General features: G+C 65.7%; 13 protein-coding genes. 6 read left to right on the forward strand and 7 right to left on the reverse strand.

Annotated features, from left to right (window positions below; translation table 11 throughout):
* Positions 1 to 160 precede the first annotated feature (160 nt).
* The 4 genes from ACMI1Q_RS06770 to ACMI1Q_RS06785 form a co-directional block, all read right to left on the reverse strand.
* Positions 161 to 1,462, reverse strand: a complete 1,302-nt coding sequence (locus tag ACMI1Q_RS06770) for a dicarboxylate/amino acid:cation symporter (protein WP_419503220.1) — start codon at positions 1,460 to 1,462, stop codon at positions 161 to 163.
* Between the two features lie 498 nt (positions 1,463 to 1,960).
* A complete protein-coding gene (locus ACMI1Q_RS06775) occupies positions 1,961 to 2,305 on the reverse strand; it encodes a DUF2116 family Zn-ribbon domain-containing protein (RefSeq protein WP_419503221.1) in 345 nt (114 codons plus the stop codon).
* A 28-nt stretch (positions 2,306 to 2,333) separates the two neighbouring features.
* Positions 2,334 to 3,251, reverse strand: coding sequence for a pseudouridine-5'-phosphate glycosidase (locus ACMI1Q_RS06780; protein ID WP_419503222.1), 918 nt, complete (start codon positions 3,249 to 3,251; stop codon positions 2,334 to 2,336).
* Positions 3,248 to 4,177 (reverse strand): PfkB family carbohydrate kinase, encoded by a 930-nt coding sequence (locus tag ACMI1Q_RS06785; protein ID WP_419503223.1) that lies wholly within the window; start codon positions 4,175 to 4,177, stop codon positions 3,248 to 3,250. The genes ACMI1Q_RS06780 and ACMI1Q_RS06785 overlap by 4 nt, the downstream gene beginning before the upstream one ends.
* A gap of 246 nt (positions 4,178 to 4,423) precedes the next feature.
* On the opposite strand from ACMI1Q_RS06785, the gene ACMI1Q_RS06790 reads away from it, so the two are divergent.
* Positions 4,424 to 5,137 carry a peptidoglycan DD-metalloendopeptidase family protein gene (locus ACMI1Q_RS06790; RefSeq protein ID WP_419503224.1) on the forward strand — a complete coding sequence of 238 codons (714 nt, stop codon included), beginning with the start codon at positions 4,424 to 4,426 and terminating at the stop codon, positions 5,135 to 5,137.
* A gap of 56 nt (positions 5,138 to 5,193) precedes the next feature.
* Here the strand turns inward: ACMI1Q_RS06790 and ACMI1Q_RS06795 are convergent, their stop codons facing one another.
* From ACMI1Q_RS06795 to ACMI1Q_RS06805, 3 genes are read right to left on the reverse strand one after another with little or no spacing between them, the layout of a single operon-like run.
* Complete coding sequence (locus tag ACMI1Q_RS06795) at positions 5,194 to 6,948, reverse strand: hypothetical protein (RefSeq protein WP_419503225.1); 1,755 nt, start codon at positions 6,946 to 6,948, stop codon at positions 5,194 to 5,196.
* Positions 6,949 to 6,992: 44 nt separating this feature from the next.
* Positions 6,993 to 9,074, reverse strand: coding sequence for a sensor histidine kinase (locus ACMI1Q_RS06800; RefSeq protein ID WP_419503226.1), 2,082 nt, complete (start codon positions 9,072 to 9,074; stop codon positions 6,993 to 6,995).
* Entirely contained in the window at positions 9,049 to 9,747 is a 699-nt protein-coding gene (locus tag ACMI1Q_RS06805; RefSeq protein WP_419503227.1) for a response regulator transcription factor, read from the reverse strand. The genes ACMI1Q_RS06800 and ACMI1Q_RS06805 overlap by 26 nt, the downstream gene beginning before the upstream one ends.
* A 268-nt stretch (positions 9,748 to 10,015) precedes the next feature.
* On the opposite strand from ACMI1Q_RS06805, the gene ACMI1Q_RS06810 reads away from it, so the two are divergent.
* Genes ACMI1Q_RS06810 through ACMI1Q_RS06830 form a run of 5 tightly spaced genes read left to right on the forward strand, consistent with a single transcriptional unit; the run spans position 10,016 to position 14,594 of the window.
* The gene (locus tag ACMI1Q_RS06810; protein ID WP_419503228.1) at positions 10,016 to 10,963 is read left to right on the forward strand and encodes an NAD-dependent epimerase/dehydratase family protein; all 948 of its coding nucleotides are present in this window, start codon (positions 10,016 to 10,018) and stop codon (positions 10,961 to 10,963) included.
* The gene (locus ACMI1Q_RS06815; protein WP_419503229.1) at positions 10,960 to 11,742 is read left to right on the forward strand and encodes a sugar phosphate isomerase/epimerase family protein; all 783 of its coding nucleotides are present in this window, start codon (positions 10,960 to 10,962) and stop codon (positions 11,740 to 11,742) included. Before ACMI1Q_RS06810 ends, ACMI1Q_RS06815 begins: the two co-directional genes overlap by 4 nt.
* Positions 11,743 to 11,746: 4 nt before the next feature.
* Positions 11,747 to 12,544: a glycosyltransferase family 2 protein gene (locus ACMI1Q_RS06820; RefSeq protein ID WP_419503230.1), complete on the forward strand. Its 798-nt coding sequence runs from the start codon at positions 11,747 to 11,749 to the stop codon at positions 12,542 to 12,544.
* A 12-nt stretch (positions 12,545 to 12,556) separates the two neighbouring features.
* Positions 12,557 to 13,687, forward strand: a complete 1,131-nt coding sequence (locus ACMI1Q_RS06825; protein ID WP_419503231.1) for an FAD-dependent oxidoreductase — start codon at positions 12,557 to 12,559, stop codon at positions 13,685 to 13,687.
* Positions 13,671 to 14,594 (forward strand): glycosyltransferase, encoded by a 924-nt coding sequence (locus ACMI1Q_RS06830; RefSeq protein WP_419503232.1) that lies wholly within the window; start codon positions 13,671 to 13,673, stop codon positions 14,592 to 14,594. The genes ACMI1Q_RS06825 and ACMI1Q_RS06830 overlap by 17 nt, the downstream gene beginning before the upstream one ends.
* The last annotated feature ends 2 nt before the right edge of the window (positions 14,595 to 14,596 follow it).

Here is a 14,596-nt window from a genome sequence, read left to right on the forward strand (position 1 = left end):
CCACTTTCGATGCGGTGTCCCTTTCTTTCCCATTTTTCTACCTCCTTTTCTTCATCTTACCACGAAAAAAGTAGACACCCACACTTTTGTGAGTGTCTACTTTCAGTTTACAGGTGCACAAGTGCTTTTGAGCGGCAGCCTTTTTATTATCAGATGAGTCTCACGCGGTCTCGGCGGTGGCGGGGGCAGCCAGCTCGTGCAGATTGGCGTTGTAGACTTCCTCGTTCAGCAGGTTCTCGGACTTGGCCACATACAGGCAGGTGCAGGAGTCGCCCACCACGTTCAGCGAGGTGCACAGCATCTCGATGGGGCGGTTGATGGCCAGGATCAGGCTGTAGGCCATCAGGGCGCTGTCGTTGGTCATGCCCACGCCGGACAGGATGGTGAACAGGATGATCGCGCCGGCGCCGGGGGCGGCGGGGGTGCCCGCCGAAGCGATGAGCGCCAGGGCCATGATGACCAGCAGAGAGAGCGGGGTGACGTCATAGCCACCGCAGCCCGCCACGAACAGGGTGGCGACGACCTGCATGATGGCGGTGCCGTTCATGTTCACGGTCATGCCCAGGGGCAGCACGAAGGAGGCGACGGATTCATCCACACCCAGTTCCTGGGAGGTGGTCTCCATGTTCAGCGGCAGGGCCGCGGCGCTGGAGGAGGTGGAGAAGCCGAACAGCGCCACCTTGGAGATCTTCTTGATGAAGGGGATGGGGTCCAGCTTGGCGCCGAGGCGGATGATCAGCGCATAGCCGAACACCAGATACACCAGCAGCAGCGCGACGGTGGTGAGCATGTAGAAGGCAGCCGGGCGCAGGTAGTCGATGCCATAGGTGGCGAAGGTGCGGGTCAGCAGCACGAAGATGGCCAGCGGGCCCACCTTGGAGACCACGAAGTTCAGGAACACCACGCAGAGGTTGTTCACCTCGTTGAACAGCTTGGTCAGCGTCAGGCAGCGGTCCTCGCCCACGGCGGTGATGCACAGGCCCACCGCGGCGGCGATGAACACGACGGCCAGCACGGCGGTGTTGCTGCTGAAGGCGGTGGTGATGTTGGAGGGCACGATGTCCAGGATCACGTTCAGGGGGTTCGAGCCGGAGGCGCCGGTGCTCGCCTGCATCGAACCGATGGAGGTGGTGAACAGGCCGGCCTTGAACAGCAAAAGCCCGACGGTTGCGGCCAGCAGCAGCGCGAAGAAGGAGCAGAGCAGGAACCAGCACAGGGTCTTGAAGGAGATGCGGCCCAGGGTGCGGGTGTCGGAGATGGCGCCGATGGCCAGCGCGATGGAGGTGAACACCATCGGAACGATGACCAGCTGCAGCGCGCGGATGAACATCTGGCCGATGATGTAGAACAGGCCGATGGCGTTTGTGGCCCCCTCCGCGGTGATGTCCTGGAACAGGATGTTATTGATCGTGCCCCAGAGCGCCGCGTTGCCGGTGGCGTTCAGTGTTTCGCGCAGCCACATAAAAAAAGGCCCGCGATACAGCCAAGCAGTAACGCGATGCCCATTCTTGCAGCCAGCGAACGAGAAGATTTGGTCTTTTTCATGATCGATACCCCCACCACATTGAATTGCACAGGGCTGCCCGCGCGCAGGCCGCCGGGGGGCGGGTGCGGGGGACGGACAGTTGACCTGTCGAAACCAAATGGAACGGCGCGGCGGGGCCGCGTGACCGCGTCTCCGGCACACCTTTAATATCATACTCAAAGATACGACGCATTTCAACTGTGAATTGTGTAGAAAAATGGTTGTTAAAACCGTGTAAAATGGGAAAAGTTGCAAGAAAACGTCCTGAAGCGCCCCGGCTTTGGGCAGAATGCCGAAAGAAGTCATACTACCGCAAGCGTTCGCCCCGGCGCCCCGGAGACCAAAAAACAACAGCAAAACAGCCGAAGAAAAAGCCGGGCCCTCCCGAAAGGGGAAGGCCCGGCTTTGCTGTGCCGTATTCAGAAAAACGATGGCTTAAAACCAGCCGATCCAGACTCCGGCGGCCATGGTCACCGCGCCCAGGACCCGCCCCAGCCAGCGGGCGGTGCGCATGCCCAGCAGGGCGGTGGTCTGGGGTGTGACCAGAGGAAAGAGCAAAATGTCCGACCCGATCAGCAGCATGCCGCCGCCCACCAGAGCGTCCTGCCCATCGAGCGCACCGGCAAACAGTGCCAGCACTCCCACGGCCAGCAGGAGAAGAAACCACTTGATACAGCGCTGATCCCAGGCGAGGGTGCGCTCGTAACGCTCGCTGCAGGCGTCGCTGCAAAAGCGCCGCCCGCGCGGGATCTCTTTGCCGCACCAGCCGCAGCGGTCCATGACGGAGCCTCCTTCCAGACAGGCGGCTTTACAGCTTCGCCAGTTCCACGGCCACCTTGGCGGCCAGACGGGCGTTGTTGTAGGCCAGCTGGATGTTGGTGGCAAGGCTTTTGCCGCCGGTGTACTCCACGATGTGGGCCAGCAGGTAGGGGGTGATGTTCTTGCCGTGCACATGGTCCTTCTCGGCGGCGGCCAGGGCCTTGTCGATGACGGCGCTCATCTCGTCGAAGTCCAGAGCGTACTCCTCGGGCACGGGGTTGCCGATCAGCATGCCGCCGGCCAGACCCAGGTCCCACTTGGTGCGGGCGATCTTGGCGATCTCGACGGCGCTCTTGGCGGTGTAGTCCACGCCGAAGCCGCTCTTGCGGCAGTAGAAGGCGGGGAACTGGTCGGTGTTGTAGCCCAGCACCGGCACGCCCATGGTCTCCAGATACTCCAGGGTCAGGCCGATGTCCAAAATCATCTTGGCGCCCGCGCACACCACCGCAACGGGGGTGTGGGCCAGCTCCTGCAGGTCGGCGCTGATGTCCATGGTGGTGGTGGCGCCGCGGTGCACGCCGCCGATGCCGCCGGTTGCGAACACCGGGATGCCGGCAAGGCTTGCCAGGATCATGGTGGAGGCCACGGTGGTGGCGCCGGTGCCGCCGGTGGCCAGCAGGATGGGCAGGTCGCGGCGGCTCACCTTGGCCACGTTCTCGCCCTTGCACATCAGCTCCAGCTCCCCGGCGGACAGGCCCACCTTCATCCGGCCGTCGATGATGGCCATGGTGGCGGGAATGGCGCCCTCGGCGCGGATGATGCGCTCCACCTCAGCGGCGAAGGTCAGGTTCTCGGGGTAGGGCATGCCGTGGGAGAGGATGGTGCTCTCCAGGGCCACAACAGGCTTGCCCGCCTCCACGGCGGATTTGACTTCGGGCGCGATGTCCAGATAGTTCTTCAGGTTCATTGTACATACTCCTTTATCATAGTGTGAACGGCTCGTCCGCTCATCTCTTCACTGATGGTGTCCGGCGCGGCGATGGCCACAAGGCCCGCGCCAAGGGCGAAGTCCAGCACTTCGCTCTCGCTTTTGCCCGCCAGCGTGGCGTGCACGATGCCCGCCATGGTGGCGTCGCCCGCGCCGGTGGCGTTCACCAGCTTGTCAAAGGCGCGGCTGCGCCGGTGCACGCTGCCCTCCGGGCCCTTGTAGTAGATGCCGTCCGCCCCAAGGCTCACGAACACCCGCCGCACGCCCGCGGCCAGCACCCGGGTGCAGGCCTCTTCCAAGTCGGCGTCGGTGGAGATGGACATGCCAGCCAGCACCTCCATCTCCAGCCGGTTGGGCTTGATGGTGTCAAACCGGCCCAGCACCGGCACCAGCTTCCTGGCCCAGGTGGTGCTCACCGGGTCGATGTAGAGGGGCGCGGTGCAGTGGGCGGCCAGATATTCCAGCGCGTCGGCGGGCAGGTTGCCGTCGCACACCACCACCGGCGCGGCGTTCAAAAGGTCCATCCGCTGGGCCACGAAGTCCGCGTCGATGGCCGAGAGCACGCGCATGTCGCTCATGGCCACCAGCATGTCGCCCTCCGAGTCCATGATGGAGATATAGCTGGAGGAGGGGTGCCCCCGGCGCACCAGCAGCCCCCGGGTGCCCACGCCCAGCTCGGCGCAGGAATCCAGCAGCATGCGGCCGTAGACGTCGTCGCCCACGGCGCTCACCAGTTCGCACCGCTCGCCCAGGCGGGTGAGATTGTCCAGAATGTTGCGGGTCACGCCGCCCACCGACACGTGCAGCCGGCCGGGGTTGGAATCCCGCATGATGAGGGGGGCAAGGCTCTGGCCGTGGATGTCCACATTGGCTCCGCCGATGCCCGCCACATAGCTTTGGCCCAAGAAAACACCTCCCGAAAAAAACATCCATTTGGAAAATATTATTTTACTACATCTGCCCCCCGGATTACAAGGGGATACATGTAAAATTTGCCGCCCCGACCCGGCTTCGGGCGGGCGGCAAATTGCGGCGGCGGATGAATAAAACCCGCCGGCCCGCTGCAAACTAAGGGCAAAGCGATGACCCGCCGCCCCGGCCCTTTGTCGGCCCTGCGCGGCCGGCAGCAGAAAAAAACAAGGAGCGATAGCATGAACAGGATCATCTCGTTTTTCAAAGGCAAGGGCTTTTATCTGGCCCTGGCCCTTTGCATCCTGGCTGCGGCGGCCAGCAGCTTCTGGGCCATCCGCAACGTGATGCAGCGGTTCGGGCCGAACGCCAACAGCAGTCTGGAACAGGAGGGGACGCAGGAATGGGACTTGCCCGACGTACAGGTGGAGCAGAAGGTGAACGATGTGCCCGTGCCATCGGCAAAACCGTCACGGCCGTCGTCCTCGGCGTCTGGCTCTGGCGAAGCATCCGCACCGGCTGGGGACTCTGGCGAGGCTGCCGCTGCGCCCGCACCCTCCTTTGTGCAGCCGGTCGATGGGCAGATCACACAGGTCTACTCCGGGGATGAGCTGGTCTACAACGAGACCCTGCAGGACTGGCGCACCCACAACGGCGTGGACATCGCCTGCGCCGAGAACGCTCAGGTGAAGAGCGCGGTGGCGGGCACCGTCTGCAACATCTACGACGACGGCATGTGGGGCCGTATCGTGGAGGTGGAGGCGGGCGAGCTGACCTGGCGCTACGCCGGCCTTGCCGCGGACAGCGTGCAGGTGTCGGTGGGCGACGGGGTGAGCGCCGGCCAGGCCCTGGGCAATGTGGGCGAAGTGATGGCCGAGACCGCAAGCGGCCCTCATTTGCACCTGGAGGTGCTCAAGGGCGGCAACCGGGTGGACCCGGAACACTATTTCGGATAAAAACAGCAGGACCCCCGCTTTTTCGGCGGGGGCCCTTTTCTTTTGTATTAAGGCGGTCAGACCGTCTGGCCCAGCGCCGCGGCCCGGCGGCCTGCCGCAGCTTCGGCGGCAAGGTCGCTGGCAAGGCGGCCCCGGCTGCGGGTGGTGAGCAGCTCGTTGGCATAGAGCAGGAAATCCGAGCGCAGCAGCACCGTCTCGCCCGCCGCTTCGTTCCCTTGGGCCGGGCGGATGGAGGCGAGGCCCGCCTGACACAGCAGGGCGCACAGCCGCTCATAAACGGCCAGGTCCGCCCGGGGCGCGGCCAGACTGTAACCCTCGGCCAGGGTGTCCGGGCTGGCGGAAAAGCGGCTCAAAAACAGCTCCAGCTCGTCCATCGGGTCCCGCCCGGCGGGCAGGCAGGCGCAAACCTGAGCCGCCAGCGCGTCGCCGTTCTCCGCCAGCAGGCGGCGGGGGCTGCGGGCCTTCAGCAGGGTGGGCTTGCGGCGGCAGGCGATGCTGAACACCAGCGTCAGGCCGTCCATCAGCGCCGCCAAAAACAGGCAGAACAGGGCCATGCCCCGCTGGGTGGGCACCGTGAGGGCCAGCAGCGGTTTCAGGTGCAGGTCGGTGATCTGCAGCGCCGGGTCGTCCGCCTGCAGCACCTCCTCGCCCGCCACCTCGTTCACCCGCAGCACCGCGTTCAGAATTTCGGAGGTGAGCAGGGTCTTCATCTCCTGGGCGTTGGCCCGGGTGACCCGCCCGCCCTCCAGCTGGGCGGCCAGCTCGTCGAAGGAGGCCATCAGCCCCTCGCCGGAGCCGGTGAGGGCCGCGTCCACCGGGCGCAGAAGGTCGTCGGTGGAGAGGGCGCTGCCCGTCTGGGCCGCCGCCAGCTGCACCAGCCGGCCCAGGGCGGAGCGGGCGTCGGAGGAGAGGGAGCCCTCCGCCTCGGCGGCGGTGAGGGCGTCCAGCAGAAAGGCGCGGGAGCTTTCCAGCTGCGCCGCCACCGTCTCGCCCTCGCCGCCAAGTTCCGCGGCGGCTGCCTCAAAGGCGGAGAGGTCCGAGGCATTCTGCGCCGTGGCTTCGGCCAGGGCGCTCTCGCTGTCAAAGCCGTAGCGGGTCAGGATGGCCTGCCGGGCCGAGGCCTGCTCGGCGGAGGAATTCTCGGTGACGCTGGCAAGGTAGGCGTTGTAGGCCGCCACATAGTCCTCGTAGTTCGCATAGCTGGAGCGGCTGGGGGCCCGCAGACCGCCGGAATACTCGGCGCTCACTTCCTCCAGCTCCTTCGCGCAGGCGGCGAGGCGGGCGCTCTCCTGCTCCAGCAGGCTGTACTGCCCGGCCAGATCGCTCACCATGGCGTTGATCTGGTCCTGGGCGGTGCGGAAGGCCTGGGTGCGGCGGGCGGCATAGGTGCTGTCCAATTCGCTGCGCACCTGGGCGTACTCCGCCGAGAGGTACATGGCGGGCGGGTTCACGGTGTTGTAGATGCCCACATAGGAATAATAGGTGGAGCAGCACAGCGCCATGCCAAGGGCGACGCAGCGCAGCGGAGTGATGCGCACCCGCAGGCTGCCCGCCAGAAACCAGGCGGTGGCCTGCACCGCCAGGGCGAAGAAGAGGGGCGCCAGCACAAAGATGCCGCCCAGGAACACCGTGGCGCCCTGCAGGGTGGTGACGAAGCTGATGGCCTGCAAGAGAAGGGTCACAAAGGTGACCAGCCGCAGCAGGTTTTCTTCGCCGAAAAAGCCCCGGCGGCGGCCCAGCAGCATCAGCTCGGCCCCCTCGGGGGCGCGGGCCGGCGCGCCGGACGCAAAAAACTGAGAAAAATCAGACATAGGAAAGACCTCGTATCATGAAAAGAAGACAGGGAACGCGCGGCTCACAGGGCCGCGGCGCACGCTTCGGACGGTTCGGCCTCGCCGGCGGCCCCGGCGGGCGCGGGCTTTTCGGTGAGAGGCAGCGCCACCTGCACACAGAACAGGTCGGCGTCCACCCGCACCTCCAGCGTGCCGCCGCAGGCCTCGGTGAAGCTCTTGGCGATGGACAGGCCCAGCCCGCTTCCCTCGCCGGTGCGGGAGGGGTCCCCCCGCACAAAGCGCTCGGTGATCTCGGCGGGGTCGAACTCCATCTCATAGCCCGCCACGTTCTTCACCCGGGCGACGGCCTGCCCGTTTTCGGCGCTCAGGTCCACATACACCCGGCTGCCCGCCAGCGAGTAGCGCAGGGCGTTGGAGAACAGGTTCTGGAACACCCGATACATCCGCTCGCCGTCCGCCAGCACCCAGGCCTCGGGGGCCAGCGTGGTGCGGAAGGTGAGGGGACTGGCGGCGATGGCCTCGTCCATGTCCGCCAGGGTCTGGCGGATGAGCTTGGAAAGGTCGATGGCCTCGGGCGCCAGGGGCAGGCTGCCGCTGGCCGCCTTGGACAGGTCGAACACGTCCTGCACCATGTGCTTCAAGCGGTCCGCCTTGCGCTGGATGACCTTGGCGTAGTCCGCCGCCGCGCCTTCCAGGGGTTCGGCGCAGAGCAGGTCCGCGTAGTTGATGATGCTGGTCAAGGGCGTTTTCAGATCGTGGGAGACGTTGGTGAGCAGCTCCATCTTCATCCGGTCTGCCCGGCGTTGCTGCTCCACCGCCGCGTCGATGCCCTCCCGCAGGGCGTTCAGGTCCTCGGCGGCGTCGTGCAGCGGGGCGCTCGGCTTGAAGTGCAGGGGCTGGGCTGCGCCCTCACTGCGCAGGGTGTGCAGCGTGCCGGTGAGACGGCCCGCGTCCCGGCAAAAGCGCAGCTGCAGCGCAAGGCCCGCCAGCAGGATGGCCAGCGCCGCCAGATGGCCCAGCACAAGGGCGAACAGCACAAGCCCCGGGGCCGCCCAGTAGCAGGTGAAGAACATCAGCCACAGCATCGGCACCATCACCACCGGCGCCAGCCAGCACAGCACCGCCGGCCCGGCCACCCGGCGCTGCCAGGGCTGGGCCCGCCAGGAGCCCCGCGCAAGGCCCGCCAGCCGGGCCAGAAGGCTGCAGCGGAACACGCCCGCCCCGTTGAAGCGCAGGTCAACGGCGGTCAGCCACACCAGCGGCCAGAGCAGAGCGGGCAGCACCGTCCACAGGGCGTCGGGCACATAGACCGCCTGCCAGACCCAGAGGCAGAACAGCCCCACCACCCAGACCAGGAGCTTCGCTTCCAGCCACACCCGCCCGGCGAGGGCGGCGGCCCAGGCCCGGGCGGGCAGGGCGCGCCGCCGCCAGCCCAGGCACACCACACCGCACCCGAGAGCGAGGGCGCAGCCGGAGAGGAAGAGGATGAGGTGGGGGCGCAGCGTTTCCACCTGCCGCAGGCCTTCGCCGACAAAACCCGGCAGCCAGGGGCCCGCGCCGTCCTGCACCGCCAGCACCACCACGGCGTTTTCCAGCCCTTCGGCGCTGGGGTGCACCGTCTGGCTGGTCAAAAGCCTGGTGTAGGCCGCCAGCAGCGCCCGGCTGCCCCAGGAAGCGCCGCTGGTGGAAGCCAGCGCCACCGAATAGCCCAGGGGCGCGGCCACCCGGCCGTCCTCCCAGAGGGCGAAGTCGGTGTTGCTGTAGCTCACGCCGCTCTCGCTGTCGGGCAGAACGGCGAAAAGCACCTGCCCGGAGGACAGCGCCCCGCTGTCGCCGTTCAGCGCGTCCCGCGCCTGACTGCGCAGCTGGGTGTTCTGGCCCGCCGTCAGGGGCGTGCCGTCGCCGGCGGCGCCGCCCGCCGCCAGCAGCGAGCAGTTGTAGAAAAGCTCCGCCATCTTCTCCTGATAGTACACCGAGCCGCTGAGCTGCCCGGCCAGCAGGTCGCCCATGCCCACGGAGCTGCCGCCCAGCATGGCGGGCCCGCAGGCCAGCAGGCACAGCAGCGCCGCCAGCAGGCACATCACGCCCAGCCAGCCGCACAGGATGCGGGCGGCAAGCTTACTTTTTTTCCAATCGGTACCCAAGACCCCACACCACCTTCAAATATTCCGGTTCCTTCGGATTCAGTTCGATTTTTTCGCGGATGCGCCGGATGTGCACCATCACCGTGTTCTCCGGCGCGTAGGCCGCGGCCTCGTTCCACACCCGGGCGTAAATTTCCTCGGCGGAGAAGATGCGCCCGGGATTTTTCATGAACAGCTCCATGATGCGCGTCTCGGTGGGGGTGAGCTTCACCGGCGCGCCGTCCGCCAGCAGGCTGTGAGCGTCAAAGTCATATTCCAGCCGCCCCACCCGGCGCACCGAGCCGCCGGCTCCCGCGCCGCCCAGCTCCAGATACCGGCGCAGGTGGCTCTTCACCCGCGCCACCAGCTCGATGGCGCTGAAGGGCTTGGTGATGTAGTCGTCCGCCCCGATGGAAAGGCCCAGCACCTTGTCCGAGTCCTCGGTCTTGGCGCTCATCACCAGAATGGGCAGGTTGCGCTTTTGCCGGATGCGCATGATGGCCGAAAACCCGTCCAGCCGGGGCATCATCACGTCCATCAGGATGAGATGCACCGTCTCCTTTTCCAGAATGTCCAGCGCCTCCAGCCCGTTGGCCGCGCCGAACACCGCAAAGCCCTCCTTTTCAAGATACAGCCGCACGGCGTTCACAATGTCCGCGTCGTCGTCCGCCACAAGGATGCAAGGCTGGTCCATCCGTCTGCGCCTCCTTTCCGTCTTTGCCTTCTATTGTACGCGATGGCAAAGAACTTGCCAACCGTATGCCAGTATATCCTGTAATTCTTACGACGCGCCCGCCCTTTTTCTTACAAATTTCTTAAAAGGGGCCCAAAAGCATCCGGCGCTTGCCGGGCCCGCACAGCGCAGCTTTGGACCCGGCGGCAGACAAAGGCCCTTTGCCGGTCCCCGGCCTTGTATGCCGGGGGCTTTTTGTGTATAATGTATTCTGTATTGCCATGACTGTTTGAAAGGGGAAAGGAAGATGGGGCGCACCGTTCTCGTGGGCAGCACCGGCTTTGTGGGGGGCAACCTCTTGGCGAGCCACGCCTTTGACGCGGCCTGCCACTCCACCGACGTGGCCGACCAGTTCGGCAAAGACAACGATCTGGTGGTCTATGCCGGGGTGCCGGCGGCCATGTATCTGGCCAACCAGGACCCGGAGGCCGACCTCGCGGTGATGCGCGCCGCGCGGGAGAACCTGCGCCGCCTCGCCCCGAAGCAGGCCGTGCTCATCTCCTCGGTGTGCGTCTATGCCGACAGCCGGGGCAAGACCGAGTCGGACGAGCCCGAGGGCGCGGCCCTCGCCCCCTACGGGGCCAACCGCCTGCAGCTGGAGCAGTGGGTGAGGGAGGACTTCGACAGCGCCCTCATCGTGCGGCTGCCCGCCCTTTACGGCAAGGGGCTGAAAAAGAACTTCCTCTACGACCTGCACACCGTCATCCCGGCGCTGCTGCGCCCGGCAAAGTACGAGGAGCTGGCGGCAAAGAGCGGCCTTGTGGCCGCCGGGTACGCCGACGGCGGCAACGGCTTTTACAAGCTGACCGGCGGGGTGGACGCGGGGGCTTTGCGGGCGTGGTTTTTGCAGAACGACTGGAACGCCCTCAACTTCACCGACAGCCGCTCGGTCTACCAGTTCTACGACCTGGCGGGCCTGTGGGGCCACATCGAGACCGCCCTTTGTGCCGGGCTGCGGGTGCTGAATCTGGCCACCCCGCCGGTGAGCGCCGCCGCGGTGTACCGGGCGGTGACTGGGGGCGAGTTCATCAATGAGCTGCCCGGCGCGCCCTTTGACTACGACATGCGCACCGAACACGCCGGCCTTTTCGGCGGCGCGGGCGGCTACATCTGCACCGAAGAAGAGGAGCTGGCGGGCATCCGCCGCTTCATGAAGAAATGGGAGGAAGAGGCATGAGACTTTCCGCCTCCAACATCGGCTGGAGCGCCGCCGAAGACGAGCGGGTCTGGGGAAAAATGAAGCAGCTGGGCTACACCGGCCTGGAGATCGCGCCCACCCGCGTCTTCCCGGAGCGCCCCTACGACAACCTGCCCGGCGCGGCGCTGTTCGCCGGGGTGATGTGGCAGAAATACGGTTTTTCCATCCCCAGCATGCAGAGCATCTGGTACGGCCAGACCGGCAGCATTTTTGAGCCGGGCGAGGCCGCGGCCCTGGCGGACTACACCGCCCAGGCGCTGGAGTTCGCCTACGCCTGCCACTGCCCCAGCCTTGTGTTCGGCTGCCCCCGCAACCGCAGCATCCCCGAGGGGCACACCGCCGCCGAGGCGGACAGCTTTTTCGAGCAGCTGGCCTATCTTGCCCAGCGCCGGGGCGCGGTGATCGCGCTGGAGGCCAATCCCCCGATGTACAACACCAACTTCCTCAACACCCACAAAGAGGTGTTCGCCCTGGCCAAGCGGCTGGACCGGCCGGGCCTCGCCGTCAATCTGGACGTGGGGGCCATGGTGGCCGGCGGCGAGACGGCGGCGGACGTGGCCGCCCATCTGCACCGGGTGAGCCATGTGCACATCAGCGAGCCGGGCCTTGCGCCCATCCGGCCGCGGCCGCTGCACCGGGAGCTGGCGCTGCTGCTCAAGGGCGTGGGCTACCAGGGCTTTGTGTCGCTGGAGATGAAGGCCGCGGGCGAAGAGGAACTGACCCGCAGCCTGGAGTATGTGGCGGAGGTGTTCGGTTAAAACCATGGAAGAGCGCAGAAACATCCCCGGCGTGCCGGACTATACCGTGGAAATGCTGGCGGAAAAGCGCAGCGACTACTGCCTGCTCATCCCCATCATCAACGAGGGCGGGCGCATTCTGAAAGAGCTGGACCGGGCCAAGGCCGCGGGCGTGTGCGGGCTGGTGGACATCATCCTGTGCGACGGCGGCAGCACCGACGGCAGCACGGAGCTCCCCGGATTGAAGAGCCGGGGGGTGAACTGCCTGCTCACCAAGACCGGCCCCGGCAAACAGGGCGCGCAGCTCCGCATGGGGCTGCACTTCGCGCTGGAGCGGGGCTACGAGGGCATTTTGACCATCGACGGCAACAACAAGGACTCCATCGAGAGCGTGCCTCTTTTTATCGAAAAGCTCAGCGAGGGCTACGACCTGGTGCAGGGCAGCCGCTTCATCAAGGGCGGCAAAGCGGTGAACACCCCGCTCTCCCGCTGGCTGGCGGTGCGCTTCATCCACGCGCCGGTCATCAGTCTGGCGGCGCGCCACTGGTTCACCGACACCACCAACGCCTACCGGGCTTACAGCCGCGCCTATCTGACCCACCCGGCGGTGCAGCCCTTGCGGGACATCTTCCCCGGCTATGAGCTGCTGGCCTACCTGAGCGTGCGGGCCACCCAGCTGGGCCTGAAAGCCTGCGAGGTGCCGGTGGAGCGGGCCTACCCCAAAAACGGGCCCGCCCCCACCAAGATCAAGGGCTTCAAGGGCAATTCGAACCTGCTGAAGATTCTCTTTGCGGCGCTGGCGGGCAAGTACGACCCGCAATAAGGGAGGCAAGGCATGACCTACGACAAGATCATTCTGGGCGCGGGGCTCTACGGCCTCTACGCCGCCGAAAAGTGCGGCGCGGCGGGCCAGCGGGTGCTGGTGCTGGAAAAGGACCCCACCCCCTTCCGGCGGGCCACCTACATCAATCAGGCCCGGGTGCACATGGGCTACCACTACCCCCGCAGCTATTCCACGGCCATCAAGAGCGCCCACTACTTCGAGCGCTTCTGCCGGGACTATGACTTCTGCCTTCTGCGGGAGTTCGACCAGGTCTACGCCACCAGCGCCCATTTTTCCTGGACCAACGCCCAGGAATTCCGGCGCTTCTGCGCGGCGGCGAACATCCGCTGCGACGACGTGGCCCCCTCGAAATACTTCAACCCCGGCCAGTGCGACGGGGCCTTTCTCACCACCGAGTACACCTACGACGCAAACATTTTGAAAGAGCACTTTTTGAAGCGCATCGCCGGGATGGAGAACGTCACGGTGCTCTATTCCCACAAGCCCGAGGCCATCAAGCAGGCGGGCGGCGTCTGGCAGGTGAAGGCAGGGGACGTGAGGGCCGAAGCTCCTTTCCTGCTCAACGCCACCTACGCCGGGGTGAACGAAGTGCACGCCATGCTGGGCTTTGAGCCTTTTAAAATAAAGTACGAGCTGTGCGAGATCATCCTCTGCACGGTGAACGAAAAACTCAAGGACACCGGCATCACGGTGATGGACGGGCCCTTCTTCTCCATCATGCCCTTCGGGCGCACGGGCTACCACAGCCTCACCAGCGTCACCTTCACCCCCCACGTGACCAGCTACGACAGCCTGCCCAGCTTTGCCTGCCAGGCGAAGAGCGGGGGGCGATGCCGCCCCGGCGACCTTTACAACTGCAACGACTGCCCGGCAAAGCCTGCCAGCGCCTGGCCTCAGATGAGCCAGCTGGCCCGCAAGTATCTGAAAGAGGAATACGGCTTTGAATACGCCGGCAGCCTGTTCAGCATGAAGCCCATTCTGAAGGCCAGCGAGATCGACGACTCCCGCCCCACGGTGGTCCGCCGGTATTCCGACGCGCCGGCCTTCGTGAGCGTGCTTTCCGGCAAGATCAACACGGTATACGATTTGGACGAGGTGCTGCAAGATGGCTCAGAACAATAATAAAGAGAGCAATTTCGTCTCGGCGGTGGTCTGCCTGCACGACGCGGGGCGCGCCGCGGCGGATTTCTTCGCCGCCCTGGACGGGGTGCTGGCGCAGCACTTCGCCCACTATGAACTCATCGCGGTGAACGACGGCTGCACCGACGACACGGTGCCCGCCCTGAAAGCCTGGGCCGCCGAGCACCTGGAAGCGCCCCTGACGGTGGTGAACATGAGCCTGCGCCAGGGCGTGGAAAAGGCGATGAACGCCGGCCTCGACGCCGCCATCGGCGACTTTGTGTTCGAGTTCGACCGCCCGGCGATGGGCTACGACCCGGACCTCATCTGGCAGGCCTATCAGAAAGCCCTCACCGGCTTTGACGTGGTCACCGTCTGCCCCAGCCGCCAGCGGCTGATGAGCAGGGCCTTCTACCGGGTGTTCAACAAGTTCAGCAACAGCCCCTACAAGCTCTCCACCGACGCGTTCCGGCTGGTGAGCCGCCGGGCCGTCAACCGGGTGAAGGCCATCAGCGACGATCTGGCCTACCGCAAGGCGGCCTATGCCGCCAGCGGCCTTGCCTGCGCCAGCCTGACCTTTGAGGGCACGGCGGCGAAGGACGACGAGCCCCGCCTGGACAAAGCGGTGGACAGCCTCGCCCTCTACACCGACGCGGGCTACAAGCTGAGCCTTGGCATCAGCATGGGGATGATGGTGCTCACGATGGTGGCCCTGGTCTACACGGTGGCGGTGTTCTGCCTGGGGCAGCCCATCGCCGGCTGGACCACCACCATGCTGGTGCTTTCGGCGGGGCTTTCCGGCCTGTTCTTCATCCTCACCATCGCGGTGAAGTATCTGAACCTGCTGGTGCGCCTCACCTTTAAAAAGCAGAGCTACCTCATCGAGGGCGTGGAGAAGCTGCAGAAATAAGA

The organism is Candidatus Allofournierella excrementavium (assembly GCF_048526665.1).
GTDB classification, from domain to species: Bacteria; Bacillota; Clostridia; order Oscillospirales; family Ruminococcaceae; genus Allofournierella_A; species Allofournierella_A excrementavium.